Annotated in this window: 27 protein-coding genes; 13 read left to right on the forward strand and 14 right to left on the reverse strand. The window is 71.9% G+C overall.

The window, feature by feature from the left end; all coding sequences use genetic code 11:
* The first annotated feature begins 309 nt into the window (after positions 1-309).
* Complete coding sequence (locus ACFQPP_RS06600; RefSeq protein WP_376915757.1) at positions 310-2,436, forward strand: heavy metal translocating P-type ATPase; 2,127 nt, start codon at positions 310-312, stop codon at positions 2,434-2,436.
* Between the two features lie 53 nt (positions 2,437-2,489).
* A complete protein-coding gene (locus ACFQPP_RS06605) occupies positions 2,490-3,095 on the forward strand; it encodes a DUF305 domain-containing protein (RefSeq protein ID WP_376915759.1) in 606 nt (201 codons plus the stop codon).
* A 35-nt stretch (positions 3,096-3,130) separates the two neighbouring features.
* On the opposite strand, the gene ACFQPP_RS06610 is transcribed toward ACFQPP_RS06605, so the two are convergent.
* Complete coding sequence (locus ACFQPP_RS06610) at positions 3,131-3,415, reverse strand: DUF1905 domain-containing protein (protein WP_376915760.1); 285 nt, start codon at positions 3,413-3,415, stop codon at positions 3,131-3,133.
* 62 nt (positions 3,416-3,477) lie between these two features.
* The gene (locus ACFQPP_RS06615; protein ID WP_376915762.1) at positions 3,478-4,137 is read right to left on the reverse strand and encodes a DsbA family protein; all 660 of its coding nucleotides are present in this window, start codon (positions 4,135-4,137) and stop codon (positions 3,478-3,480) included.
* A 154-nt stretch (positions 4,138-4,291) separates the two neighbouring features.
* Between ACFQPP_RS06615 and ACFQPP_RS06620 the strand changes: the two genes are divergently transcribed.
* On the forward strand, positions 4,292-5,656 hold the full coding sequence (locus ACFQPP_RS06620) for a M4 family metallopeptidase (RefSeq protein WP_376915764.1): 1,365 nt from the start codon (positions 4,292-4,294) through the stop codon (positions 5,654-5,656).
* A 10-nt stretch (positions 5,657-5,666) separates the two neighbouring features.
* On the opposite strand, the gene ACFQPP_RS06625 is transcribed toward ACFQPP_RS06620, so the two are convergent.
* On the reverse strand, positions 5,667-6,575 hold the full coding sequence (locus tag ACFQPP_RS06625) for a LysR substrate-binding domain-containing protein (protein WP_376915765.1): 909 nt from the start codon (positions 6,573-6,575) through the stop codon (positions 5,667-5,669).
* A 76-nt stretch (positions 6,576-6,651) separates the two neighbouring features.
* On the opposite strand from ACFQPP_RS06625, the gene ACFQPP_RS06630 reads away from it, so the two are divergent.
* Together ACFQPP_RS06630 and ACFQPP_RS06635 are read left to right on the forward strand one after the other, a co-directional pair.
* Positions 6,652-7,422 carry an aspartate/glutamate racemase family protein gene (locus ACFQPP_RS06630; protein WP_376915766.1) on the forward strand — a complete coding sequence of 257 codons (771 nt, stop codon included), beginning with the start codon at positions 6,652-6,654 and terminating at the stop codon, positions 7,420-7,422.
* A complete protein-coding gene (locus ACFQPP_RS06635; RefSeq protein WP_376915767.1) occupies positions 7,419-7,706 on the forward strand; it encodes a GNAT family N-acetyltransferase in 288 nt (95 codons plus the stop codon). Before ACFQPP_RS06630 ends, ACFQPP_RS06635 begins: the two co-directional genes overlap by 4 nt.
* A 20-nt stretch (positions 7,707-7,726) precedes the next feature.
* Here ACFQPP_RS06635 and ACFQPP_RS06640 read toward each other — a convergent pair whose 3' ends face one another.
* From ACFQPP_RS06640 to dhaK, 4 genes are read right to left on the reverse strand one after another with little or no spacing between them, the layout of a single operon-like run.
* Positions 7,727-8,608 carry an acyltransferase domain-containing protein gene (locus ACFQPP_RS06640; RefSeq protein WP_376915768.1) on the reverse strand — a complete coding sequence of 294 codons (882 nt, stop codon included), beginning with the start codon at positions 8,606-8,608 and terminating at the stop codon, positions 7,727-7,729.
* Entirely contained in the window at positions 8,605-9,291 is a 687-nt protein-coding gene (gene dhaM / locus ACFQPP_RS06645; RefSeq protein WP_376915769.1) for a dihydroxyacetone kinase phosphoryl donor subunit DhaM, read from the reverse strand. The genes ACFQPP_RS06640 and dhaM overlap by 4 nt, the downstream gene beginning before the upstream one ends.
* Complete coding sequence (dhaL, locus tag ACFQPP_RS06650; RefSeq protein WP_376915771.1) at positions 9,288-9,899, reverse strand: dihydroxyacetone kinase subunit DhaL; 612 nt, start codon at positions 9,897-9,899, stop codon at positions 9,288-9,290. The genes dhaM and dhaL overlap by 4 nt, the downstream gene beginning before the upstream one ends.
* Positions 9,899-10,900: a dihydroxyacetone kinase subunit DhaK gene (dhaK, locus tag ACFQPP_RS06655; RefSeq protein WP_376915773.1), complete on the reverse strand. Its 1,002-nt coding sequence runs from the start codon at positions 10,898-10,900 to the stop codon at positions 9,899-9,901. The genes dhaL and dhaK overlap by 1 nt, the downstream gene beginning before the upstream one ends.
* Positions 10,901-11,161: 261 nt before the next feature.
* Here dhaK and ACFQPP_RS06660 point away from each other — a divergent pair, with 261 nt between their 5' ends.
* Positions 11,162-11,875, forward strand: coding sequence for an MIP/aquaporin family protein (locus ACFQPP_RS06660; RefSeq protein ID WP_376916768.1), 714 nt, complete (start codon positions 11,162-11,164; stop codon positions 11,873-11,875).
* A gap of 104 nt (positions 11,876-11,979) precedes the next feature.
* Positions 11,980-13,494 carry a glycerol kinase GlpK gene (glpK, locus tag ACFQPP_RS06665; protein WP_376915774.1) on the forward strand — a complete coding sequence of 505 codons (1,515 nt, stop codon included), beginning with the start codon at positions 11,980-11,982 and terminating at the stop codon, positions 13,492-13,494.
* 66 nt (positions 13,495-13,560) lie between these two features.
* Here the strand turns inward: glpK and ACFQPP_RS06670 are convergent, their stop codons facing one another.
* Positions 13,561-14,538: a hypothetical protein gene (locus ACFQPP_RS06670; RefSeq protein WP_376915775.1), complete on the reverse strand. Its 978-nt coding sequence runs from the start codon at positions 14,536-14,538 to the stop codon at positions 13,561-13,563.
* 1 nt (position 14,539) lies between these two features.
* A complete protein-coding gene (gene trpD, locus ACFQPP_RS06675; RefSeq protein WP_376915776.1) occupies positions 14,540-15,607 on the reverse strand; it encodes an anthranilate phosphoribosyltransferase in 1,068 nt (355 codons plus the stop codon).
* Positions 15,608-15,680: 73 nt separating this feature from the next.
* Here trpD and ACFQPP_RS06680 point away from each other — a divergent pair, with 73 nt between their 5' ends.
* From ACFQPP_RS06680 to ACFQPP_RS06700, 5 genes are read left to right on the forward strand one after another with little or no spacing between them, the layout of a single operon-like run.
* Positions 15,681-16,316: a heme-copper oxidase subunit III gene (locus tag ACFQPP_RS06680; protein ID WP_376915777.1), complete on the forward strand. Its 636-nt coding sequence runs from the start codon at positions 15,681-15,683 to the stop codon at positions 16,314-16,316.
* A 14-nt stretch (positions 16,317-16,330) separates the two neighbouring features.
* Positions 16,331-17,128, forward strand: coding sequence for a cytochrome c (locus ACFQPP_RS06685; protein ID WP_376915778.1), 798 nt, complete (start codon positions 16,331-16,333; stop codon positions 17,126-17,128).
* Between the two features lie 17 nt (positions 17,129-17,145).
* A complete protein-coding gene (locus ACFQPP_RS06690; RefSeq protein ID WP_376916769.1) occupies positions 17,146-18,222 on the forward strand; it encodes a Rieske 2Fe-2S domain-containing protein in 1,077 nt (358 codons plus the stop codon).
* Positions 18,219-19,835, forward strand: coding sequence for a cytochrome bc complex cytochrome b subunit (locus ACFQPP_RS06695; RefSeq protein ID WP_376915779.1), 1,617 nt, complete (start codon positions 18,219-18,221; stop codon positions 19,833-19,835). The genes ACFQPP_RS06690 and ACFQPP_RS06695 overlap by 4 nt, the downstream gene beginning before the upstream one ends.
* A gap of 8 nt (positions 19,836-19,843) precedes the next feature.
* Positions 19,844-20,875 (forward strand): LLM class flavin-dependent oxidoreductase, encoded by a 1,032-nt coding sequence (locus tag ACFQPP_RS06700; RefSeq protein ID WP_376915780.1) that lies wholly within the window; start codon positions 19,844-19,846, stop codon positions 20,873-20,875.
* Here the strand turns inward: ACFQPP_RS06700 and ACFQPP_RS06705 are convergent.
* Entirely contained in the window at positions 20,872-21,459 is a 588-nt protein-coding gene (locus tag ACFQPP_RS06705; RefSeq protein ID WP_376915781.1) for a hypothetical protein, read from the reverse strand. The genes ACFQPP_RS06700 and ACFQPP_RS06705 overlap by 4 nt on opposite strands.
* A 44-nt stretch (positions 21,460-21,503) precedes the next feature.
* Positions 21,504-21,938: a MarR family winged helix-turn-helix transcriptional regulator gene (locus tag ACFQPP_RS06710; RefSeq protein ID WP_376915782.1), complete on the reverse strand. Its 435-nt coding sequence runs from the start codon at positions 21,936-21,938 to the stop codon at positions 21,504-21,506.
* A gap of 41 nt (positions 21,939-21,979) precedes the next feature.
* Here ACFQPP_RS06710 and ACFQPP_RS06715 point away from each other — a divergent pair, with 41 nt between their 5' ends.
* A complete protein-coding gene (locus ACFQPP_RS06715) occupies positions 21,980-22,228 on the forward strand; it encodes a hypothetical protein (protein ID WP_376915783.1) in 249 nt (82 codons plus the stop codon).
* Between the two features lie 416 nt (positions 22,229-22,644).
* Here ACFQPP_RS06715 and ACFQPP_RS06720 read toward each other — a convergent pair whose 3' ends face one another.
* The 3 genes from ACFQPP_RS06720 to coxB are packed head-to-tail and all read right to left on the reverse strand — an operon-like array spanning position 22,645 to position 25,724.
* Positions 22,645-23,064, reverse strand: a complete 420-nt coding sequence (locus ACFQPP_RS06720) for a cytochrome c oxidase subunit 4 (protein WP_376915785.1) — start codon at positions 23,062-23,064, stop codon at positions 22,645-22,647.
* A gap of 3 nt (positions 23,065-23,067) precedes the next feature.
* Positions 23,068-24,789 (reverse strand): cytochrome c oxidase subunit I, encoded by a 1,722-nt coding sequence (gene ctaD / locus ACFQPP_RS06725; RefSeq protein ID WP_376915786.1) that lies wholly within the window; start codon positions 24,787-24,789, stop codon positions 23,068-23,070.
* Positions 24,789-25,724, reverse strand: coding sequence for a cytochrome c oxidase subunit II (gene coxB, locus ACFQPP_RS06730; RefSeq protein WP_376915787.1), 936 nt, complete (start codon positions 25,722-25,724; stop codon positions 24,789-24,791). The genes ctaD and coxB overlap by 1 nt, the downstream gene beginning before the upstream one ends.
* Positions 25,725-25,811: the final 87 nt, after the last annotated feature.

A 25,811-nucleotide genomic window follows, 5' to 3' on the forward strand; every position in this document is an offset into this window, starting at 1 on the left:
GGATGCCGCGGATCGCGCTGCTGGTCGACGGTCGTCGTCCGTGCTCTCAGCATGCGCCTGCGCGGCCTGCACGCGCTGCCCATCACGCAGGAAAGATACGGGAATCTTGCGCTCCAGAGCGAGGAGCAGCGTCCCTCTCGCCCGCGAGCACCCTGCCGCGTCGACGACTTGTCGCCGGACGGCGCGTCGCTGGTCGATTCCGAGGCCGTGCCCGAGCCCTCGTCTCGCTCATCCCTGGCATCGACATTGATACCCCAGGGGGGTATGATGGGGCGCGGACATACCCCCTTGGGGTATCGGGAGGGACACATGACGCAGCACGACGCCCGCCAGCACGCGGGCAACGCGGAGCACACGGGGCACGCGGAGGACGGCGGCTCCGCGATGCACGCGGACCACGGCGGCCATGCAGGCCACGCAGACCACGGCGGCCATGCAGGCCACGGCGGCCATGGCGATCACGTCGCGCAGTTCCGATCGCGATTCTGGATCGTGCTGGCGCTCGCGGTGCCGACGGTCGCGCTCTCCGGCATGTTCGCGTCGATCGTCGGCTACGCCCTGCCCGAGGTGCCAGGCGTCGCATGGGTCTCCCCCGTGCTCGGCACGGTCGTCTACGCCTGGGGTGGCTGGCCGTTCCTGCGGGGCGCCGCCGACGAGCTGCGCGCGCGGCAGCCGGGCATGATGCTGCTGGTCGCGCTCGCCATCACCGTGGCATTCGTCGCATCCTGGCTCGCATCGCTCGGCATCGCGGCGCATCACCTCGACTTCTGGTGGGAGCTCGCGCTCCTCGTCGTCGTCATGCTCCTCGGCCACTGGATCGAGATGCGCTCGCTCGCGCAGACGACCTCGGCGCTCGACGCGCTCGCATCGCTGCTGCCCGACGAGGCCGAGCGCGTGACCGCGACGGGGCTCGAGCTGGTCGCCCCCGCCGACCTCCTCGTCGGCGACGTCGTCGTCGTGCGTCCCGGCGCGGCCGTGCCCGCCGATGGGCGCGTCGTCGACGGCTCCGCCGCGCTCGACGAGTCGATGGTGACGGGCGAGTCACGCACCGTGACGCGCGGCATCGGCGACGCCGTCACCGCAGGCACGGTCGCGACCGACTCGAGCCTGCGCGTCGAGGTCGTCGCGACGGGCGACGACACGGCGCTCGCCGGCATCCGCAGGCTCGTCGCCGACGCGCAGGCGTCGTCGTCGCGTGCGCAGCGGCTCGCGGATCGCGCTGCGGCGCTGCTGTTCTGGTTCGCCCTCGGCGCCGCCGTCGCGACGGCGGTCGCATGGATGCTGCTCGGCACGCCGGAGGAGGCCGTCATCCGCACGGTCACGGTGCTCGTCATCGCGTGCCCGCACGCCCTCGGCCTCGCGATCCCGCTCGTCGTCGCCATCGCGACCGAGCGCGCCGCCCGAGGCGGCGTGCTCGTGAAGGATCGACTGGCGCTCGAGCGCATGCGCACCGTCGACGCCGTCGTGCTCGACAAGACGGGCACGCTCACGCGCGGCGAGCCCGCCGTCACCGCGATCGTGCCGCTCTCGGGCCTCGACGCCGATGCGGTGCTCGCGCTCGCCGCGGCCGCGGAGGCCGACAGCGAGCATCCGCTCGCCCGCGCGATCGTGCGCGCGGCCGAGGACGCACGCGTGATCGTTCCGCACGCGGTCGACGTGACCTCGTCGCCCGCCGTGGGCGTCGCCGCGACGATCGGCCACGCCCGCGTGCTCGTGGGCGGCCCGCGCATGCTGCGAGACGCTCGGCTCGAGCCCGCGGCACCCGCGGCCGACTGGGCGATCGAGGGCGCGACGGCGTTGCACGTCGTGCGCGACGGCGTCGTCGTCGGGGCGCTGCGCCTCGCCGACGACATCCGCCCCGAGTCCGCCGACGCGGTCCGGGCCATGCAGGCCCTCGGGATCGAGGTCGTCATGCTCACGGGCGATGCCGCACCCGTCGCGCGCTCGGTCGCCGCCCAGCTCGGCATCGACCGCGTCGTCGCAGACGTGCGCCCCGAGGAGAAGGCGCAGCACGTCGCGACGCTGCAGGCCGAGGGCCGCACGGTCGCGATGGTCGGCGACGGCGTGAACGACGCGCCCGCGCTCGCGCGCGCCGACGTCGGCATCGCGATCGGCGCGGGCACCGACGTCGCGATCGCCTCGGCCGGGGTCGTCCTCGCGGGCTCCGACCCGCGCTCCGTGGTCTCCGTCATCGAGCTCTCGCGCGCCGGCTACCGCACGATGCGTCAGAACCTGTGGTGGGCGGCGGGCTACAACCTCCTGTCCGTGCCGCTGGCCGCGGGGGTGCTCGCGCCCATCGGATTCGTGCTGCCGATGTCGGTCGGCGCCGTGCTCATGTCGCTGTCGACCATCGTCGTCGCCGCGAACGCCCAGCTGCTGCGCAGGCTCGACCTCCGCCCCGAGCGCAGCGTCGCCGCCGTGCTCGGCGCGCGATGACCCATCCCCTGCGGATCGGCTCCGGCCCGATCCGCACGCCCGAGAGGAACCCCGTGCCCCATCGTCCGCGCGCCACGCTCGCGACCCTCGCACTCGTCGCCGTCGCGCTCATGGGCTGCGCCTCCGCCGGAGCACCAGCCGACGGGCACGGCGACGCTCACGGGGGCCACGGCGCACCCGCCTCGAGCGCGGAGGCGTCGACGGCGTCGGACGCCGACGTGGCGTTCGCGGCCATGATGATCCCCCACCATGAGCAAGCGGTCGAGATGGCCGGCATCGTGCTCGCCACGCCGGACCTCGATCCGCGCGTCGCCGACCTGGCCGTGCGCATCCGCGATGCGCAGGTGCCCGAGATCGAGCAGATGCGGGGCTGGCTCGAGGCGTGGGGCGTCGACGCGGATGCGCACGACGGCATGGAGCACGGCGACGACGGCATGCTCTCGGACGACGAGCTCGCCGACCTCGAGGCAGCCGACGGCGCCGCCGCGTCGCGGCTGTTCCTGGAGGGCATGATCGCCCACCACGAGGGAGCCGTCGCGATGGCGCGGACGCAGCTCGACGACGGCGCCGATCCCGACGCCCTCGCGCTCGCCACGACGATCGCCGCGACGCAGCAGGCCGAGGTCGACGAGATGCAGGAGCTGCTCGAGGCCCTCTGAGCCACGGGCCGCCTTCGTCCTGCGGCGCCGCTCCGTCAGCCGATCCGCAGGCGCACGGCGACGCGGTCGCCGAGCGCCACGCCCTCGGCGCGACGCACGGCATCCTTCAGCGGCACCAGGTAGCCGCCCTCGCGCGGGAAGAGCGAGGTCGTGAACGTCGTGTCGCCGAGGTGCCCGCGCACGGGGATCACGCCCCAGCCGTAGGAGACCATCGCCGCGAGGTCGCGGATCGCCTCCGCCTCGGCATCGGGCACGCGCACGAAGTGGAAGGGCGCGGGCCCCCGCCACTCGATGACGTCGCCCTCGATCGTCACGTCCATGCCGCCTCCTCGCTCGGCGGCATCCTCGCACGCACCGGCGACACGGGCGACGCCGGCCTGCGTCAGTCGGCGAGCGCCGCCTCGATGGCGTCGTCGATGTCGGAGAGCTGCTGCAGCTCGAGCGGCTCGCCGTCGACGAAGATGCTCGGGGTGGACTCGACGCCGAGCGCGACGCCCGCGTCGTAGTCGGCCTGCACGCGGTCGCCCGTCGCCGGGTCGGCGACGGCGGCGTCGTAGGCGTCCATGTCGAGCCCGAGCTCCTCGGCGAAGCCGCGGAACGTCTCCGCGGCGCCGTCGGTGCCCGCCCAGTCGGTGTGGGTCTCGAACAGACGCTGGTACATGGCCTCGAACTCGCCCTGCTGGGCGGCGGCCTCCGCCGCGATCGCGGCGGGGAAGGCGTTCTGGTGGACGCCGAGCGGGAAGTAGCGCACCGCGAAGGTCACGTCGCCCTCGTGCTCGGCGCGCAGGTCCTCCATCGTGGGATGGATGAGGGCGCACGACGGGCACTCGAAGTCGAGGAACTCGACGACGACGGGGGCGCCCTCGCCGGCGTCGTCGAGGATGTGCGTGTCCTCCGCGAGCGTGTCGGCGGCCGTGACCTCGCCCTCGGGCGCCGCTGCGGTGGACGCCTCCCACGGTCGCGTCACGAGCAGCACCGCGACCACGACGATCACGAGCGCGGCAGCGACGATGCCGAGGATGTTCCAGGTCTTCGCGGTCATGACGGCAGCCTCGTTCGTTCCACGGTGGGCAAGGGGATGCGTCGAGCCTATGCGCCGCTCCTATGGGGCGCCGATGCTGCGGAACGCGGCGACGGCGACGCGCCCGGTCCTCGGCGCGTGCGCCGTGTCGGTGCCCGCTCGTATGGTCGGTGGCATGCACGGCATCGTCCCTCCGTTCCTGCTCGAGCGACTCGGCGATCACGCCGACGCCGAGGTCGCGCGGCACGCGCAGCGCACCCTCACCCTCGACGAGGCGGTGCGCACGGCGCGCCGCTCGTCCCAGCCCGAGTCGTCGCCGGCCGCTCCGAGCCTGCGCGCCGACACGTCCGCCGCCGCGCCGCAGCGCACGATCGCCGACGCGCAGGGCACGATGCGGCTGCCGGGCACGACGGCGCGGAGGGAGGGCGACGAGCCCGCTGGCGACGTCGCGGTCGACGAGGCGTACGACGGCCTCGGCATCACGTGGACGCTGCTGCACGAGGCCTTCGGGCGCGACTCGCTCGATGGCGCTGGCATGCCGCTGCTCGCGACCGTGCACTACGGCGAGGCGTACGACAACGCGTTCTGGAACGGCGAGCGCATGGTCTTCGGCGACGGCGACGGCCGGGTCTTCCTCGGCTTCACCGGCGCGGTCGACGTCATCGGCCACGAGCTCGCGCACGGCCTCGTGCAGGCGACGACCGATCTCGTCTACCAAGGGCAGTCGGGCGCGCTGAACGAGTCGGTGGCCGACGTCATCGGCTCGCTCGCCAAGCAGCACGCGCTCGGGCAGACGACCGACGAGGCCGACTGGCTCGTCGGCGCGGGCCTCTTCGCCGAGGGCGTGCAGGGCATCGCCCTGCGCTCGCTGCGGGCGCCGGGCACCGCGTACGACGACCCGGCGCTCGGCAGGGATCCGCAGCCCGCGACGATGGCCGACTACGTCGAGACGTCGAGCGACAACGGCGGGGTGCACATCAACTCGGGCATCCCGAACCACGCCTTCTACCTGGCGGCGACGGCCATCGGCGGTCGCGCGTGGGAGCACGCGGGCCTCGTGTGGCTCGACGTGCTCACGAACGGCTCGATCGACGTGCGCGCCGACTTCGCCTCGTTCGCCGCAGCGACCGTGGCCGCGGCCGAGGCCCGATTCGGTGCCGACTCGCGCGAGCGCGGCGCGATCGCAGCCGCGTGGGATGCCGTGGGCGTCACGGGCGGGTCGCGCGGCTCGAGCCCGAGCACGGTCGACGACGCCGAGACGGTGCGCGTCGCACGCTCGGGAGGGCTCCTCGGGCGCGAGCGCGTCGGCGAGCTGCCGGAGTCCGCCCTGCCCAGCCGCGACCAGCGGGCCCTCGAGGCGCTCGTCGAGTCCGGCGAGCTCGTGGGGCTCGCGGCCGACGACGACGATCGCCTGCGCGACGCCTACGTCTGGCGCGTGACGATCGAGACGCGCATCGACGTCACGCTCGTCGAGCCCGCCCTGCCCGACGACGTGCTCGTCCTGCTGCACCGCATCCTCGAGCTCGGCGAGCGCCGCTGAGGCCTCGCCGCTAGCGCGCGCCAGCCTCCATCGGCGCTCGCACGACCGCGGCGATGGCGTCGGCGACGGCTTCGATCGCGGGCACGCGGTCGGCACCCGGGCGATGGCGGATGCTGAGCGCCCTGCCCGAGCCGTCGGCGAGCGGCTTCGCCACGACGTCGGAGCGGGTGTGCGCCGCGACGCCCATCGCGGGCAGCAGCGCCACGGCGCCCGTGCAGGCGACGAACGACTGGGCGGCGACGAGGTCGTCGGTCGAGTGCTGGATGTCGGGCGTGAAGCCGGCGCGGCCCGCGAGCGCCTCGAGGTGCGTGCGGCAGCGCGGGCACCCCGCGACCCAGCGGTCGGCTGCGAGGTCGGCGAGCGCGATGGCGTCGGCACCTGCGAGGCGGTGCTCGCGCGGCACGACGACGAGGCTCGGATCGTCGCCGAGGGCGATGCGCTCGAGCCCGACATCGTCGTGCGACTCGGCGTACTCGAACACCACGGCCAGGTCGACGTCGTTCGCGGCGACGGCGGCGAGCGCCTCGGGGGGCTCCGCCTCGACGACGCGCACCTGCACCTGCGGCGCCTCCGCGAGGAGGCGTGCGATCGCACGCGGCACGATGTCGGCCATCGCAGACGGGAATGCCGCGAGCGTCACGGTGCCGCCGCCCGCGGCGAGCTCGGCGAGCTCGGCCTCCGCCTGCCGCAGCGCGGCCTCGATCGCGTCGGCGCGCGCGAGCAGTCGTTCCCCCGCCTCGGTGAGCGTGACGCCCGTGGGACTGCGCAGCAGCAGCGCGGTGCCGAGCTCGGCCTCGAGGGTGCGGAGGTGCTGGCTGACGGCCGGCTGCGTCCACCCGAGGGTGCGGGCGCCGCCCGAGACGGAGCCCGCGCGAGCGACGGCGCGGAAGATCAGCACGCGGCGCGGGTCGATGTCCATGCCATAAGCATACGTGATGCATGCGTGAAGAGAGAGAAGACTAGCCAATGGCTCGGGTGGCTGCTGCGATGGGAGCATGCACGCGACCACCGCATCCACCGAGACCCTCGGCCTCATCGGCGGCATGAGCTGGCACTCGACCGTCGACTACTACCGTGCCATCAACGCGCGCGTGGCGGAAGCGCTCGGGGGCCACCACTCCGCACGCATCCTGCTCTCGAGTGTCGACTTCGCCGAGGTGCGCGACCAGCAGGTGCGCGAGGACTGGGATGCCGCGGCCGCGATGCTCGCAGGCGAGGCGCGCAGGCTCGAGGCCGCCGGGGCCGACCGCATCGCGATCTGCACGAACCTCATGCACAAGGTGGCGCCGCAGGTGGAGGCGGCGATCACCGTGCCCCTCGAGCACATCGGCGACGCCGTCGCTCGCAGCGCCGCCGTGCTCGGCGCCGCACGCGTGGGCGTGCTCGGCACCGACTGGGTCATGCGCGAGCCGTTCTACCGCGATCGTCTCGCCCGCCACGGCGTCGACGCGATCGCCCCGGGCGCGGCCGACCGGGCGGTGGTCGACGGCATCGTGTGGAGCGAGCTGACGCAGGGCATCGTGCGCGACGAGTCGCGCGAGGCGTACCGCGCGGTCGTCGACCGCCTCGTCGACGCGGGGGCGGAGGCCATCGTGCTCGCCTGCACCGAGATCCAGCTGCTCGTCGGGCCGGGCGACGCACCCGTGCCCGTCATCGACTCGATGGCCGCGCACGCCGACGCCCTCGCCCGTGCGGCGCTCGCGCCCGCACGCGCTCGAGGCGACCTGGCGTGTCGCGATGCGGGCGCACGTAGGGTGTCCGCATGAGCGCCTCGATCGAGATCGTCGACGCCGCCGAGCGGGGCCGCTTCGAGCTGCACGTCGACGGTGCCCTCGCCAGCTTCGTCGACTACGTCGACCACGACGGCCGCCGCGCCTACCCGCACACGCAGACCCTGCCCGAGGTCGGCGGCCGCGGGTACGGCACGCAGGTCGTGCGCGCGGCGCTCGACGAGGCGGTCGCCTCGGGCCGCAGCATCGTGCCGTCGTGCCCCTTCGTCCGCGCCATCGTGCAGCAGCATCCCGACGAGTACGGCGGCCTCGTCGCCTGACGCGCCCCCGCGGGCCGGGCTCAGCGCGCGAGCACGCCCTCGCGCACGACCGGTCGACCGCCCGCCGCCAGACGGTCGGCGAGCGCGCGCCGCAGCGCCGTGTCGCGCGGCAGGGCCGAGCGTGCCGGCCAGGGCGGCCGCCTCCCCCACACGAACCACAGCGCATCGTCGGCACCGTCGTCGTCGGACGTCGCCGGCAGCCGATCCCACCGGGCCGCGAACGCCGCGAGGCGCGTGCCGGGCAGCGCCTCGACGAGCCAGGGGTCGAGCATCCACGACGCGCAGTGCACCAGCTGCGTCGCACGCTCGGGGAACGCCTCGGCACCGACGCGTGCGGCCTCCGCGAGCGAGGCGTCGACGGCGGCGCGGTCGAGCGCTGCCCCGCCCGGGATGTGCACGGAGCGCACCCAGCCGAGCTTCGGGTGCCTGCCGTGCGCGACCTGCAGGGCACCGTGCCGCAGCAGCGCGCCCGACCACGGCGTCGCGAGCCAGCCGGCGGTGTCGAGCCCGCCGACCCCGGTCGCAGCGCGATGCACCCGCAGCTGCTGGCCGAGGTCGGCGACGCCCGACGTCGCGGTCGCCGCGTCGACGCCGTTGCCCCGATGCCATGCGACGACGTCGCCCGCGGTGGCGACGAGCGCGAGCATCGGCAGCGCGCCTGCCGGCCGCCCCGCACGATCGGCGAGGCGCGCGTCGCCGGCGAACGGATCCGGTGCCGACGCAGCCTCGGCGCCGATGCCGTCGAGCAGCGAGGATGCCGCGCGCGCGACGACGTGCGCGTCGGCGTCCGTCAGCCGCGCGATCGCGTCGTCGACGAGCGTGCGGTCGTCGCGGTCGAGACCGAGTGCGTCGAGCGGCGCCTCGGCTAGCCGCCGCCGCACGTCGTCGGCCGTGAGGGTCACGCCTCGTCGAAGCCGCGCTCGACGAGCGCAGCCACCGCGTCGACCGCCTCCTGCGCCTGCGACCCCGTCGCCGACACCGTGACCGTGTCGCCGCGGTCGAGCCCGAGGGCGAGGATGCGCAGCATGCTGCGCGCATCGACGCCGTCGACGAGCACGCGGGCGTCGAAGGTGGCGGCGAGCTGCACGAGATCGGCGGCGGGCCGCGCGTGCAGGCCGGACGCGTTCACGAGCCGGAGCGTGCGCGAGGGTGCGTCGCCATCGGCGACCGCGGGCTGCTCGGGCGCTGCCTCGGCGGGCGCGGCCGCGCCGTTCGCCGAGCGTGCGGCGGCGAGCACGTCGGCGAGCGAGTCGCCCGCCTGGGCGGCGACGGCTGCGGCGACGGCGCCCTCGACGATCGGCGCGTCGGCGATGGCGACGCGCTCCCGGGCGTCGTCGTCGAGCAGGTCGAGCGCGGTCTCGGCCGTGAGCACCGCCGAGCCCAGGTCGCACAGCACGACGACGCCGTCGCCGGAGTCGGCCTCGCCGAGCGCCGCCATCACGCGGTCGAAGCTCGTGCCGATCCCGCCGTCGTCGGTGCCCCCCGCGGCGACGATCGCGACGTCGCCCGCCATCTGGCCCGCGAGCTCGACGATGCCCTCCGCGATGCGCGCCGCGTGCGAGACGACGACGAGGCCGACGCTCACGCGTCGGCCGCCGCGCGCAGGATGAGGGCCGTGGACTCGCTGCCGGGGTCGCGGTGCCCGATGGCCCGCTCGCCGAGGTACGAGGCGCGGCCCTTGCGCGCGACGAGCGGCTCGGTGGCCGCTGCCCCCGCCTCGGCGGCGTCCGCGGCGGCGGCGAGCGCCGCCTCGGGGTCGGTGGCGGCTGCGGCGGCGTCGACGGCCGGCGTCCACGCGTCGACCATGGTCTTGTCGCCGGGCTCGGCCTTGCCGCGCGCGACGATGCCGTCGCGCGCGGCGCGCAGCACGTCGACGAGCACGTCGTCGAGCGTCGCGGCGTCGCCCGCCGCCATCGACGCCTTGAGGAAGGCGGTGCCGTACAGCGGGCCGCTCGCACCACCGACCGTCGAGATGAGGGTCGTCGCGACGAGCCTGAGGATGGCCCCGGGCGTCGCGTCGTCGCCCAGGTCGTCGAGCCGCGTGCGCACGGCCGTGAAGCCGCGGTCGAGGTTCTCGCCGTGGTCGCCGTCGCCGATGTCGCGATCGAGGTGCGTCAGCTCGGCCTTCCGCTCGGCGATGCGATCTGCGACGAGGCCGATCCAGCGCCGCGTCCACGCGCCGTCGAGCGTCATCAGCGGCCCCATCGCAGCGCGGGCGACTGCACGGGTGCGTCCCACAGCTCGGTGAGCGCGTCGTCGAGGCGCAGCACCGAGATGGAGGCGCCCTGCATCTCGAGGCTCGTGACGTAGCTGCCGACGAGCGATCGGGTCACCTCGATGCCGCGCGATGCGAGCACCTCCGCGGCGCGGCGGAACACGACGTAGAGCTCGACGAGCGGCGTGCCGCCCATGCCGTTCACGAAGAGCAGCACGCGGTCGCCGGATGCGAACGGCAGGTCGTCGAGGATGGGCTCGAGCAGGCGGTCGACGATGGCGTCGGCGGGCTCGAGCGCGATGCGCTCGCGGCCGGGCTCGCCGTGGATGCCGATGCCGATCTCGATCTCGTCGTCGCCGAGCTCGAACGACGGCTCGCCCGCGTGCGGCACGGTGCAGGGCGACAGCGCCATGCCCATCGTGCGCACGCTCGCGTTCACCGTGCGAGCGATCTCGGCGACCTCGGCGAGCGCGTCGCCGCGCTCGGCCGCGGCCCCGGCGATCTTCTCGACGAGCAGCGTGCCCGCGACGCCGCGCCGGCCCGCCGTGTACAGCGAGTCCTTCACGGCGACGTCGTCGTCGGTCACGACGGTCTCGACCTCGATGCCCTCGGCGAGCGCGAGCTCGGCAGCGGTCTCGAAGTTCAGCACGTCGCCCGTGTAGTTCTTCACGATGTGCAGCACGCCTCGGCCGGCGTCGACGGCCTTCGTCGCCGCGAGGATGGGGTCGGGCGTCGGCGACGTGAACATCGGGCCCGGCACGGCCGCGTCGAGCATGCCGTGGCCCACGAACCCGCCGTGCAGCGGCTCGTGCCCGGAGCCGCCACCCGACACGAGCGCGACCTTGCCATGCACGGGTGCGTCGGCGCGGGCGATGACGTACGGCGGATCCTGGATGACGCGCAGCTCGGGGTGGGCTGCGGCGATGCCTGCGACCGCCTCGTCCACGACCTTCGACGGGTCGTTGATGAGCTTCTTCATGGTGTCCTGCCTCCATCGTCGGATGCGTCGTCGCAGCCAACCTACGCCTCAGCGACGAGCGGCGGCAGCGGTGCGCGGCGGCGTGCCCCGGGCGGGACCACGACGCTCGACGTGTCGCCGCTGTCCAAGCCCATGGCCGAGGCATAGGCTGACGCTGCCCCTCGCCGACGAGGGGCCGGGCGCAGCCCGTCTGCAGCGGAGAGCAGGTACCAGTTGGACAATCTCGGTTTGGTCTTCCTGTCGGAGACCGTGGGCACGGCGATGCTGCTGCTCCTCGGCACCGGCGTCGTGGCGAACGTCGTGCTCGCGAAGACGAAGGGCTTCGGCGGCGGCTTCCTCATGATCAACTTCGGCTGGGGCCTCGCGGTCTTCGCCGGCGTGCTCGTCTCGGGCTACTCGGGAGCGCAGCTGAACCCGGCCGTCACGATCGGCCTCGTCATGAACGACCTCGCCACCGGCAACGAGGTGCGCTGGGGCTTCTACGCCATCTCGGTCGTCGGTCAGTTCGTCGGCGCGTTCATCGGCGCCGTGCTCGCGTGGGCGTCGTACAAGCAGCACTTCGACGCCGAGGAGGACGCGGGCGCGAAGCTCGGCACGTTCTCGACGGGTCCCGGCATCCGCTCGAGCGGCTGGAACCTCGTCACCGAGATCATCGCGACCTTCGTGCTCGTGTTCGTCATCCTCTCGTTCGGCCTGAACGGCGGCGGCGGCGACGCGAACGTCGTCGGCCCGCTGGGTGCGCTCGCGGTGGCGTTCACGGTCGTGGCGATCGGCGCGTCGCTCGGTGGTCCGACCGGCTACGCCATCAACCCCGCCCGTGACCTCGCGCCTCGCATCGCGCACGCGGTGCTGCCCATCCGCGGCAAGGGCGACAGCGACTGGGGCTACGCATGGGTGCCGGTCGTCGGCCCGCTGATCGGTGGCGCGCTCGCCGGTCTCCTCGCACCGGTGCTGCTCGCCGGCAACCTGGCCTGATGCGGCGGCGGAGGGGGATGCGTCCCCCTCCGCCCTGCCGCCCATGGTCCGCGCACAGCGGTCCCACCTAGCCTCGAACCCCCACCCACCACGAAGGAGTGACAATGGCCGACGACTACGTCATCGCGATCGATCAGGGCACCACCTCGACGCGAGCCATCCTGTTCGACCACGCCGGGAGCATCGTCTCGACCGGTCAGCTCGAGCACGAGCAGATCTTCCCCCAGGCCGGATGGGTCGAGCACGACCCGAAGGAGATCTGGAACAACACGCGCGAGGTCATCGGCCAGGCGCTCTCGAAGGCCAACGTCACCCGCCACAACGTGAAGGCCATCGGCATCACGAACCAGCGCGAGACCGCGGTCGTCTGGGACAGGACGACGGGCGAGCCCGTCTACAACGCCATCGTGTGGCAGGACACGCGCACGCAGAAGATCGTCGACCGGCTCGCCGACGGCGACGTCGAGCGCTACAAGGCCAAGGTGGGTCTGCCGCTCGCGACGTACTTCTCCGGCACGAAGATCGTCTGGATCCTCGAGAACGTCGAGGGTGCGCGCGAGCGGGCCGAGGCGGGCGACCTGCTCTTCGGCACGACCGACTCCTGGGTGCTGTGGAACCTCACGGGCGGCGTCGACGGCGGCGTCCACGCGACCGACGTGACGAACGCCTCGCGCACGCTCTTCATGGATCTCGAGACCCTCACGTGGGACGAGTCGATCCTCGCCGACTTCGGCGTGCCGGCCTCGATGCTCCCCGAGATCCGGTCGTCGTCCGGCGACTTCGGCATCGCGAGCGACGCGAGCCTGCTGCGCGAGACGCCCATCACCGGCATCCTCGGCGACCAGCAGGCCGCGACCTTCGGCCAGGCCGCGTTCGACAAGGGCGAGGCGAAGAACACCTACGGCACGGGCAACTTCCTGATCTTCAACACGGGCGAGGAGATCGTCCACTCGAAGAACGGGCTGCTCACGACCGTCGGCTACAAGATCGGCGACGAGCCCACGCACTACGCGCTCGAGGGCTCGATCGCCGTCACGGGCTCGCTCATCCAGTGGCTGCGCGACAACCTCGGCATCATCCCGAGCGCGCCGGCGGTCGAGGAGCTCGCGACCAGCGTCGACGACAACGGCGGCGCGTACTTCGTGCCGGCGTTCTCCGGCCTGTTCGCCCCGTACTGGCGCCCGGATGCGCGCGGCGCACTCGTGGGCCTCACGCGCTTCGTCAACAAGGGCCACATCGCGCGCGCGGCCCTCGAGTCGACGGCGTACCAGACCGCCGAGGTCGTGGATGCGGTGAACGCCGACTCCGGCGTCGACCTCACGGAGCTGAAGGTCGACGGCGGCATGGTCGCCAACGACCTGCTCATGCAGTTCCAGGCCGACATCCTGCGCGTCGCGGTCGTGCGTCCCGTCGTCGCCGAGACGACGGCGCTCGGTGCCGCCTACGCGGCCGGCCTCGCGGTGGGCTTCTGGGCGAACCTCGACGAGCTCCGCGCCAACTGGCAGGAGGACAGGCGCTGGGAGCCGCAGCTCGACGAGGCCGAGCGCGATCGCACCTACCGGCTGTGGAAGAAGGCCGTGCAGAAGACGCTCGACTGGGTCGACGACGACGTGCGCTGAGCGCACGCACGAGGCACGAGAGGGGGTCGGCGGTCGCCGGCCCCCTCTCCGCGTCCGTGGACGCCGTCAGCGCCAGGTCGGGTCGAGCAGCCAGATCGCGACGGTCGTCACGGCGATCCAGCACACGGTGAGCTTCGCGTAGGCGACGGCGAGCAGCACGGTCGCGTACCAGTCCTCGCTCGGGTCGAGCCGCGACTCGGCCGTCGTCTGCTTCGCGAGGTGCAGCAGCACGATCGCGACGGGGTCGAGCATGCAGGCGGTGAGGATGCCCGCGAAGCGGATGCGGTCGCGCTCGCTCCGCGTCGGCAGCCCGTCGCCCGGCGCGTCGATCGGCAGGAGCACGCGCGCCCACCCGTCGACCCACCACGCGAAGATGACGAGCGCGATCGCGACGCCCACGATGACGAGGCTCGCGATGGCGTCGTCGTCGACGGTGAGCAGCGCGGCCTGCCCGCCGTCCTCCCGCGCGTAGCGCTCGCGCAGGAGCGGCAGCACGCGACCGAAGAACGCGAGGCCCGCGAGGCATCCGCCCATGAGGGCGGTGAGGATCGTCACGGGGTGGCGCATGCGCAGCAGGAGCATGATGGCGACCCACGTGATGAAGCCGGCGAACTCGATCGCCGAGATCGCACCGATGCGCTGCCTGCCGAACACGTCGGTCGACACCATGAGGACGCCCGCGATCGCGACGATCGCGTGCAGCAGCAGAGCCCACGCCGCGAGGAGCCGCGCATCGCGGGACGCGGGCGCGAGCGCCACGACGACGACCATGAGCAGGATGCCGAGGACGCGCAGCGGCAGGAGGGCCTCGACGGCCGGCGGCTGCTCGAGCAGCAGCGTGATGCCGTAGGCGACGAGCACGGCGCCCGACGTCAGGGTGATGACGATGAGCGACCGCGTGCCGTGGTCGCCCCAGCGCACGGGCACCCGGCGCCACGGCTCGACCGTGTCGCGCGAGCCGAGCCGGGCGTCGACGGCGCGATCCTCGAGCAGCGTCGCCATCGGGCCTGCGCCCAGCGCCTGCTCGGCGACGCGCCGCTCCACGTCAGGCCTCCGTCGGCACGCGCGACGCAGCCGTGCGCCACCGCTCGAGGGTCGCGGCGGCGGAGCCCGAGTCGATCGCGGCGGCGGCGACGCCCATCGTCTCCTGCAGGCGCTCCCGCATCGGGCGGTCGCCCTCGCGCGGGTCGGCGTTGACGCGCCACGCCGCGAGGGCGGCGGCGGCGTTGAGCAGCACGATGTCGCGCACGGGACCGTGCTCGCCCGCGACGGTGCGTCGCACGGTCTCGGCGTTCGCCACCGCGTCGCCGCCGACGAGGTCGGCCATCGACACGAGCGGGATGCCGAGCTCGCGCGGGTCGACGTCGTGCTCGACGACGTCGCCGCGCACGACCTCCCACAGCTCGGAGTGGCCGGTGGTGGTCAGCTCGTCGAGGCCGTCCTCCCCGCGGAAGACGAACGCGGTGCCGCCGCGGGTCGCGAACACGCCGACGAAGTTCTGGATGCGCGAGCGATCGGCGACCCCGCACGCCGTGACCTCGGGCCGCGCGGGGTGCACGAGCGGACCGAGCTGGTTGAAGACGGTCGACACGCCGAGCGCGGCACGCACGGGACCGGCGTGTCGGAATCCGGGGTGGAACCGCATGGCCCAGGCGAACGAGATGCCCGCCTCGGCGAGGATGGCGCGCACGGTGGCGGGATCCTCGTCCGCCGGGATGACGCCGAGCTCCGTGAGCACGTCGGACGCGCCCGAGAGCGAGGACACCGCGCGGTTGCCGTGCTTCAGCACCGGCACGCCGGCCGCGGCGCACACGATGCTCGCCATCGTCGACACGTTCACGGTGCCGTGGCGGTCGCCGCCCGTGCCGACGATGTCGAGCACGAGCGAGTCGCCGGCCAGCGGCACCGCGTGCTCGAGGATGGCGTCGCGGAAGCCCACGAGCTCGTCGACCGACTCGCGCTTGGCGCGCAGCGCAGCGAGGAACGCGCCCAGCTGCGCGGGCTCGGCACGCCCCGACACGACCTCGCCCATGGCCCACGCGGCCTGCCCGATCGTGAGATCCTGAGGGGTCAGCAGCGTCTCGAGGACGCCTGGCCAGGACTTGGGCTCCATGGGCGACAGCCTATCGACGCCACGCCTGGCACCCGCTGCTGACTGCCGTCTCCAAGTCGCCTAGGATGGACCTGTGACCAGCACCTCCCTCTCCCACCCCGGAGCGACGCAGCTCGTGCGTCGACCCAACAGCGTCGCGGTCGGGACCATCGTGTGGCTGGGCAGCGAGGTCATGTTCTTCGCCGGCCTGTTCGCGATCTACTTCACCCTCCGCTCGACCACCGGCGACATGTTCGCCGAGGAGTCGTCGCTGCTGAACGTCCCGTTCGCCACGGTGAACACCTCGATCCTGGTGCTCTCGTCCGTGACGTGCCAGTTCGGCGTCTTCGCCGCCGAGCGCCTGCAGAAGACCCGCACGGGCTCGCTGTGGAACGTCAAGGCGTGGGGCATGGTCGAGTGGTTCTTCCTCACCTACGTCATGGGCGCGATGTTCATCATCGGCCAGGTCTTCGAGTACGCCGTCCTCGTCCACGAGAACGTGACGCTCGCGACCAGCGCCTACGGCTCTGCGTTCTACATCACGACGGGCTTCCACGGCCTGCACGTGACGGGCGGCCTCATCGCCTTCCTCTTCGTGATCGGGCGCGCCTACGCGGTGAAGCACTTCGGTCACAAGGAGGCGACCAGCGCCATCGTCGTGTCGTACTACTGGCACTTCGTCGACGTGGTCTGGATCGCGCTGTACCTCATCATCTACTGGCTCCGCTAGGAAGGGCGCTTCTCTTGGCACACCGCAGCAAGAAGACCGGCAGGCGACACCCGCTCGCGAGCCTCGGTCTCCTCGTGCTCGGCCTGGTCGCGGCAGGCGGCGTCTCGACGGTCGTCGGGCAGGTCGCATCCGCAGACGCCTCGTCGCAGGCGCCGACGCAGCTCACCGTCGACGACGGCGAGCAGCTCTTCCAGGCCAACTGCGCCTCCTGCCACGGCGTGAACGCCGAGGGCACGTCCGAGGGCCCGAGCCTCATCGGCGTCGGAGCGGCCTCGGTCGACTTCCAGGTCATGACGGGCCGCATGCCCCTCGCGTTCTCCGGCCCCCAGGGCGAGGCGCGCGCGCCGGTCTTCTCGCAGGAGCAGTCGGACGCGATGGGCGAGTACATCGCCGGGCTCGCGCCGGGTCCCGACGTGCCCACCGAGGAGATGCTCGACACCTCCGACGCCAACGTGGCCGAGGGCGCCGAGATCTTCCGCATCAACTGCGCCATGTGCCACAACGTGGCCGGCGCCGGCGGTGCGCTCACCGAGGGCAAGTTCGCCCCCGACCTGCACGACATCGACGCCGCGCACATCTACGAGGCCATGCTCACGGGCCCGCAGAACATGCCGGTGTTCAACGACGACAACATCTCGCCGGAGGAGAAGGCGGACATCATCGCCTACCTCCACTTCCTCGACGAGAACCCGAGCGTCGGCGGCTTCGACCTGGGCTCGCTCGGCCCCGTGTCCGAGGGTCTGTTCATCTGGATCTTCGGCCTCGGCGGCATCGTGGCGATCACGGTCTGGCTGACGGCGAAGCCCAACTGATGACGAAGGACAGCAAGATGGCCCAGGAGGTCGAGGTCCACCGCGACGCCGCGCTGCAGCGCGCCGACGAGTTCCAGAACCCCGGTCTGCCGCCCCACCGGAAGCGTCAGACCGACCTGCACCCCGAGAAGGCGAAGCGCGCCGAGCGCACGGTCTTCCTGTGGTTCGTGCTCTCGGCGCTCGGCTCGCTCATCGCCGTCGCGGCGTACGTGGCCGTGCCGATCACGCCGGGCGACCTCTCGACGACGAGGTTCAACAACCTCTTCCTCGGCCTCGGCATCGCGCTCGCCCTCCTCGCGATCGGCATCGGTGCGGTGCACTGGTCGAAGCAGCTCATGAGCGACGAGGAGCACGTCGAGCTCCGCCACGGCACCCGTGGCACCGAGCAGACCCGCGCGAAGGCCGTCGAGGTCTTCACGCTCGGCGACCAGGAGTCGGGCTTCTCGCGTCGCTCGCTCATCCGCAACTCGCTCATCGGCGCGCTCGCGGTCGCACCGCTCCCCGCGGTCGTCCTCTTCCGCGACCTCGCGCCGGCCGACCAGGTGCCGACCGACGTGTTCGCGCACACGATGTGGGAGTCGGGCACGCGTCTGTGCCTCGACCCGACGGGCACCCCCATCCGCGCCGACGACGTGTCGTTCGGCTCGGCCTTCCACGTCATGCCCGAGGGCATCGACGAGGCGAACCACCCGCTGGACGAGAAGGCGAAGGCAGCCGTGCTGCTCATGCGCCTCCCCGCCGATCAGCTCAACGAGCACCCGGACCGCGCAGGCTGGTCGTACGACGGCATCGTCGCGTACTCCAAGATCTGCACGCACGTCGGATGCCCCGTCGCGCTGTACGAGCAGCAGACGCACCACCTGCTGTGCCCCTGCCACCAGTCGACCTTCGACGTGAAGAACCACTGCAAGGTGATCTTCGGGCCTGCGAAGCGGCCGCTGCCGCAGCTGCCCATCGCCGTGGACGACGAGGGCTACCTCATCGCTCAGAGCGACTTCACCGAGCCGGTCGGTCCGTCGTACTTCGAGCGTCTGCACGACGTCGACGAGGATGAGTACGTCCGCGTCGCCGGCACCACCGAGGACCGCGCATGACCACCACCGAAGCTCCCCAGGCTGCACAGGCCCAGGCCCCGCAGCAGCGCCGCACGATCACCTCGTGGGCGGCGAACTACCTCGACGAGCGCACGAGCATCTCGGGGGTCACGGCCTACCTCGGCCGCAAGATCTTCCCCGACCACTGGTCGTTCATGCTCGGCGAGGTGGCGCTCTACTCGTTCGTCGTCATCCTGCTCTCGGGCACGTTCCTGACGTTCTTCTTCGACCCGTCGATGGGACACACGACCTACGAGGGCTCGTACGTGCCGCTCAAGGGCATCGAGATGTCGATCGCCTACGCGTCGTCGCTCGACATCTCGTTCGACATCCGCGGCGGCCTGCTCATGCGCCAGGTGCACCACTGGGCCGCGCTGCTCTTCGTCGCCTCGATCGGCCTGCACATGCTGCGCGTGTTCTTCACGGGCGCGTTCCGCAAGCCGCGCGAGCTCAACTGGGTCATCGGCTTCCTGCTCTTCATCCTCGCGATGGCCGAGGGCTTCACGGGCTACTCGCTCCCCGACGACCTGCTCTCGGGCAACGGCCTCGCGATCATCAACGGCATGATCAAGGGCATCCCGCTCGTCGGCGGCTGGATCTCGTACCTGCTGTTCGGCGGCATGTTCCCGGGCGTCGTCGTCATCCCAAGGCTCTTCGTGCTGCACATCATGCTGCTGCCGGCGCTCCTCATCGTGCTGCTCGGCCTCCACATGGTGCTGCTGGTGCTCAACAAGCACACGCAGTTCTCGGGCCCGGGCAAGACGAACGACAACGTCGTGGGCGTGCCGATCATGCCGGTGTTCGCGGCGAAGGCCGGTGGCTTCTTCTTCCTGGTCTTCGGCGTCATCGTCGCGATCGCAGCGACCTTCACGATCAACCCGATCTGGAACTACGGGCCCTACGACCCGTCGCCGGTCTCGGCGGGCACCCAGCCCGACTGGTACATCGGCTTCGCCGACGGCGCGCTGCGACTCATGCCGGGTTGGGAGTCCGAGCTCTTCGGCCTGACGTTCTCGTGGAACGTGCTGGTGCCGATGGCGGTCCTCGGTCTGTTCATCGTGCTCGTGATGTTCTACCCGTTCATCGAGGCGTGGGTCACGCAGGACAAGCGCGAGCACCACCTGCTCGACCGTCCGCGCAACGCCGCCACCCGCACCGCGATCGGCTCCGCCGGCGTCGTGTTCTACGCCGTGCTGTGGGCGGGCGCCTCGTCCGACCTCATCGCGACGCACTTCAGGCTGAACGTCTTCCAGGTCACCTGGGTGCTGCAGGCGCTGCTCATCCTCGGCCCCGTCATCGCCTTCTGGGTCACGAAGCGCGTCGCGCTCGCCCTGCAGAAGAAGGATCGCGAGATCCTGCTGCACGGCTTCGAGTCGGGTCGCATCGTGCGTCGCCCGGGTGGCGAGTACGTCGAGGTGCACCAGGGCCTCGACGAGTACGAGTCGTGGCGCCTCAAGGCGTTCGAGTCGCCCGAGCCGGCCAAGGTGCGGCCGGACGAGCGCGGACGCATCACGACGGGCACGCACGTGCGAGCAGCGCTGTCGCGCTGGTTCTTCGAGGACCGCATCGAGCCGGTCACGAAGGCCGAGCTCGAGCGCGTGTCGCACCACTGATCACGCGCATGCTGGGCTTCGGGCTCCACACCTTCGGCGACGTCGTGGGTGCGGAGCCCGACGCGCATCCGCGCACGATCCGCGAGGTCGTCGCCGAGGGGGTGCTCGCCGACCGCGTCGGCGTCGACTTCCTCGGGCTCGGCGAGCATCACCGTGGCGACTTCGCCCTCACGGCGCCCGAGGTCGTCCTCGGCGCCCTCGCGGCCGTCACCGAGCGCATCCGCCTCGGCACGGCCGTCACGGTGCTGTCGTCTGCCGATCCCGTCCGCGTGTTCGAGCAGTTCGCCACGATCGACGGCCTGTCGAACGGCCGCGCCGAGCTCATCGTGGGGCGCGGCTCGTTCACCGAGTCGTTCCCGCTCTTCGGATTCCGTCTCGAGGACTACGAGGCGCTGTTCGAGGAGCGTCTCGAGCTGCTCGCCGCGCTCGTCGCCGAGCAGCCCGTGACGTGGAGCGGCGCGCTGCGATCGTCGCTCGTCGACCAGGAGGTCTGGCCCCGCTCGCAGGCGTCCGCGTCCGGCGCGCAGCTGCCCGTGTGGGTCGGCGTCGGCGGCACGCCGCAGTCGGTCGTGCGAGCAGCCAGGTACGGCTTCGACCTCATGCTCGCGGTCATCGGCGGCAGCCCTCGTGCGTTCGCGCCGTTCTCGCGGCTGTACCGCGAGGCGATGGGGCGATTCGGACACGAGGGCGGCCGCGTCGGGCTCCACTCCCCCGGCCTCATCGCCGAGACCGACGCCGAGGCACGCGAGCTGCTGCGTCCGCACTGGATCGTGCAGCGCAATCGCATCGGCGCCGAGCGCGGATGGGGTCCGGCGAGCGCGCGGGAGTTCGACGACGCAGCGAGCGACGACGGGGCGCTCTTCGTCGGTGCTCCCGACACCGTCGCCGCGAAGATCGTGCGCGCGGTCGGCGACCTCGGGCTCGACCGGTTCGACCTGAAGTACGCCTCCGGCACCCCGCACGAGGCGAACCGGCGCACGATCGAGCTCTACGGCACCGAGGTCATCCCCCGGGTGCGTGCGGCGCTCGACGCCTCCTAGTCGGGCAGCGGCGCCCCGCACTCGCGGCAGGTCGCCGCAGCGGGAACGACCATGAAGCACGACGTGCAGGTGATCTCGCGCATGCCACCGTTCGGCGCGGGCGTCGCACGGGCCGCGCTGCGTTCGCGAGGCGCGCGACGCTCGCGTGTCGCAGGACGTGCGGACGTGCGCGGCGTGAGCTGCGGCCGGCCGCCGTCGGCAGGCAGCTCGGCGCCGAACGCCCGGTAGCACTCGAGTCGATCCTCGGCTGCCTGCCGCTCGCGCGCCTGCACGCCCTCGCCGGGTGCGGCTCCGGCGTGATCGCCGACGGAGAGGTCGGCGCGCACGCACAGCGACGCGAGCCTCGGCTCGCCGCGCGACGCGGCATCGGCAGCGACCCGCGCGAGCACCGCGCCCATCCACTCGTCGGCGGGCTGGCGCGTGGTGATGCCCGTCGCAGCCTGGATGCGCTCCGCCAGCTGCTCCTCCGTGATCCAGGCGCCGTAGTCGTGGGCGGTCTCGACGAGCACGATCCGGGCAGCCGGGGCCCACTGCCTGAGCGCATCGGACTGCGAGACGTACTTGCCGCTGGCGAGGTCGGGCATCGGATGGTCCTCCTTGGGCGTCGGTCCATCTGCCAGGCTACGCGTCAGTCGCGCGCGCCCGCGAATGGGGCCAGCGCGTCGCGGAGCGCCACGAGCGCCTCGGGCGACATGCCCGTCGCCGCCATGACCTGCTCGGGCACCTGCAGCGCCTCCTGCCGCAGGGCCACCCCGGCCTCGGTGAGCCCGATGTCGAGCACGCGCTCGTCGGCGAGGCTGCGCACGCGCGTGACGATGCCCTGCGCCTCGAGTCGCCGCACGAGCGGCGAGAGCGTCGCCGGCTCGAGGGCGACCGCCGCGGCGAGGTCGCGCAGCGACCTGGGCGCGCGCTCCCAGAGGGCGAGCAGCACGAGGTACTGCGGGTGCGTGAGGCCGAGGGGTTCGAGGATGGGGCGGTAGATCGCCACGACGTTGCGGGCGGCCGTGACGATCGCGAAGCACACCTGCTCGTCGAGTCGCAGCATGTCGTCGCGTTCGCTCATGGCAGCCCCTCCCGGCCTCGATCGTGAGTACACTGATCATCATGGCACGAAGGGAATCGCTGCGCGCGCGCATCCGGGCAGCCGGAGGCCTCTATCGCTGGGCGAACGCGAACCTCATCCGCGTCGCCGGCCCGCCGCAGCTCGGCCCATGGGGCGAGGAGCGCGAGGGTCGCGCGACCGCACGGGGCTGCCCCGAGTGCGGCGCGGCGTGGGACGCGCACGAGACGCTGCACGTGCTCGGTCGCGCGAAGCTCGTCTGCCCGACGCCGGAGACGCCTGCGTCGCCCTGAGCCCGCCCAGCTGGCGCGTCGGCCGAGGCTCGGAGCATCCGACGCGCGCCTCGAGCTCGGCTCGGCGCGTCCGACGTGTGCTCGAGCCCGACGATCCCCTGCCCCATGTGCCGCAGCGCGTCCTCGTCACCGCCTCGCAGGCGCGAGCACGGGCACGACGACGCGCGAGGCTCGCACCGAGCGCGTGCTCGACCACGAGCGCGTCGAACCCGATGGGCTGCGCCGGGGCCCGGACTGGACGCCGCATGCAGCCCTCTGCGACGCCCTCGGCGCGCTCGCCGCGTGCGAGCGCCTGGTGACGAGCGCGGCACCACCGCGCCGTGCGCGGTCGTCGCGGCGGCCCCATGCATGATCCTCCACGGCCCGGACACGACGAACGCCCCGACCGAGATGGTCGGGGCGTCCGTGCGGCAGCGTCAGCGGCCGAAGTTGCCGCGGTAGTACTCGAACACCCAGCCGACGAGCATGATGACCACGAGGGCCGCACCGATCGGCAGCATGAACGGCGAGATCGCGAGACCCATGAACGTCAGCGCGAGCGAGCCCGCGAGGAAGACGGGCCACCACGACCACGGCGAGAAGTGCCCGATCTCGGGGTCGCCGTCGTCGATGAGCGCAGCCGCGTCGTCCTCGGGCAGCAGGCCGCCCGACGTGCGGTGCACGATGCCCATGTACGCGGCGATGAACGCGGCGAGGATGGCGCACAGGCCCATGCCCATCGTGCCGACCCACTCGACGGCGCCCGCGTACTCCAGCATGTGCCAGATCGTGTAGGCAGCGGCCGCGGCCGCGAAGAACACGGACAGGACCCAGAGGATCGCGATGTTCGCGCGCATGCGCTACTTCACCTTGCCTTCGGAGATGTCGAGCACCGGGCGCTCGGGAGCGTCCTTGAACGGGCCCACGCCCACCTGCGGACCCACCTCGGGGTGGTGCAGGTCGAACGCCGGCGACTCGCTGCGGATGCGCGGGATCGACGTGAAGTTGTGGCGCGGCGGCGGGCAGCTCGTGGCCCACTCGAGCGAGCGACCCGAGCCCCACGGGTCGTCGACCGTGACCTTCTCGCCGCGACGCGCGGTGACGTAGACGTTCCAGAGGAACGGCACCATCGAGAACGCGAGGATGAACGCGCCGACCGTCGAGAGCTGGTTCATCCAGGTGAACCCCTCCTCCGGCAGGTAGCTGTAGTACCTGCGGGGCATGCCGATGACGCCCAGCCAGTGCTGGATGAGGAACGTCATGTGGAAGCCGATGAAGAGGAACCAGAAGTGCACGTGGCCGAGACGCTCGTTGAGCATCGTGCCCGTCCACTTCGGCCACCAGAAGTAGAAGCCGGCGAACATCGCGAACACGACCGTGCCGAAGACGACGTAGTGGAAGTGCGCGACGACGAAGTAGCCGTCGGAGAGGTGGAAGTCGAGCGGCGGCGAGGCGAGGATGACGCCCGTCAGACCACCGAAGACGAACGTCACGAGGAAGCCCATCGACCACACCATGGGCGTGTCCCACGTGATCGAGCCGCGCCACATCGTGCCGATCCAGTTGAAGATCTTCACGCCCGTGGGCACCGCGATGAGCATCGTCATGAGGGCGAACCATGGCAGGAGCACGGATCCCGTGACGTACATGTGGTGCGCCCACACCGCGACCGACAGCGCAGCGATCGCGATCGTCGCGTAGACGAGCGTCTTGTAGCCGAAGATCGGCTTCCGCGAGAAGACCGGCAGGACCTCGGAGATGATGCCGAAGAACGGCAGGGCGATGATGTACACCTCAGGGTGTCCGAAGAACCAGAACAGGTGCTGCCACAGCAGCACGCCGCCGTTCGACGGATCGTAGATGTGCGCCCCGAACACGCGGTCGGCGGCCATGCCGAAGAAGGCGGCGGCGAGCACCGGGAAGGCGATGATGACGAGGATCGACGTGATGAGGATGTTCCACGTGAAGATCGGCATGCGGAACATGGTCATGCCCGGCGCGCGCATCGTCATGATCGTCGTGATGAAGTTCACGCCACCGAGGATCGTGCCGAATCCGGACAGCGCGAGCCCGAGGAACCAGAGGTTCGCACCGACGCCCGGCGACCACGTCTCGTCGCTGAGCGGCGCGTAGGCCGTCCATCCGAACGAGGCGGCACCCTGGGGCGTGAGGAAGCCGGCGACAGCCATGAGCGAGCCGAACGAGTACAGCCAGTAGGCGAACGCGTTGAGGCGCGGGAACGCGACGTCGGGCGAGCCGATCTGGATCGGCATGAGCACGTTGGCGAAGCCAGCGAACAGCGGCGTCGCGAACATGAGCAGCATGATCGTGCCGTGCATCGTGAAGAGCTGGTTGTACTGCTCTCGCGTCGGCACGATCTCGAGACCGGGCTCGAACAGCTGCGCACGGATCAGCAGCGCCATCACGCCGCCGATGGCGAAGTAGATGAACGAGGTGATCAGGTACATGTACCCGATGGTCTTGGCGTCGGTGGAGGTGATCCACTTGACGAGCACGTTGCCCTTGCGCTCGAAGCCCTCGGAGCCGATGCGCTGCTCCTGCGCGGTGGTCGCGGTGGCCATCACTCGCCCTCCTGCTCTCCCGGCGCCTCGGGCGTCGTGTCGGACTCGTCCCGGCCCTGGTTGGCCGGGTTCGTCACGGGGTTGAGGCCCTCGCCGAACTCGGCGATCTCCTCGTCGTTCAGGACGTTGCCCTCGGTCTCGAGGCTCTCGAGGTACGCGTCGTACTCGGCCTGCGAGACGACCTCGACCTGGAAGAGCATGAGCGAGTGGTACTCGCCGCACAGCTCGGCGCACTTGCCTGCGAAGACGCCCTCGACGTCGCCCGTCTCGAAGTAGAAGCGGTTCGTGACGCCCGGGAGGGTGTCCTTCTTGTAGAGGAAGTCGACGATCCAGAACGAGTGCGCGACGTCGCGCGACTCCAGCTGGATCTCGATCGACGAGTTCACCGGCAGGTACAGGGTGGGCAGCTGCTCGGTGTCGATCGCACCCGCCTCGCCCTCGCCGGACAGGACCTGCGCCTGGATGCCCTGGAAGTAGACGGCCTGCTGGTCGGACTGCTCGTAGACGAAGTCCCACGCCCAGCGCTTGCCGTAGACCGTGATCGAGACGTCGGGGTCGTCGATCGGCTGCTCGATCGCCGCCTGGTCGCGCGCCGTGAAGGCGAACAGGCCGACGACGAGGATGACCGGGACGACCGTGAAGAAGACCTCGATCGGCATGTTGTAGCGCAGCTGCACGGGGAAGCCGGTCTGGCCCTTGCGGCGGCGGTAGACGATGCCGGCCCAGAGCATGAGGCCCCAGGTGACGACGCCGACGGCGAGGAGGACGATCCACGACGTGACCCACAGGCCCACGATGCGGTCGACGTGGTTCGTGACGCCGGGCGTGGACGGGAGCCACCCCTGCATCTGCTCCTGCGTGCAGCCCGCCAGCGCGAGCGTCAGCACGCCGATCGTGGGGATCGCGAGCCACCGGGAGGTGCGACGAGTGCGCAAGAGTGCTTCCTTACGTATGCCTGCTGTGCGGTCCAATCCTAGTACGCGCCCAGCAGACGCCGAGGACGAGCCGATGCATGTCGCCCG

The organism is Agrococcus sp. GCM10030265 (assembly GCF_042666675.1).
Taxonomy (GTDB): Bacteria; Actinomycetota; Actinomycetes; order Actinomycetales; family Microbacteriaceae; genus Agrococcus.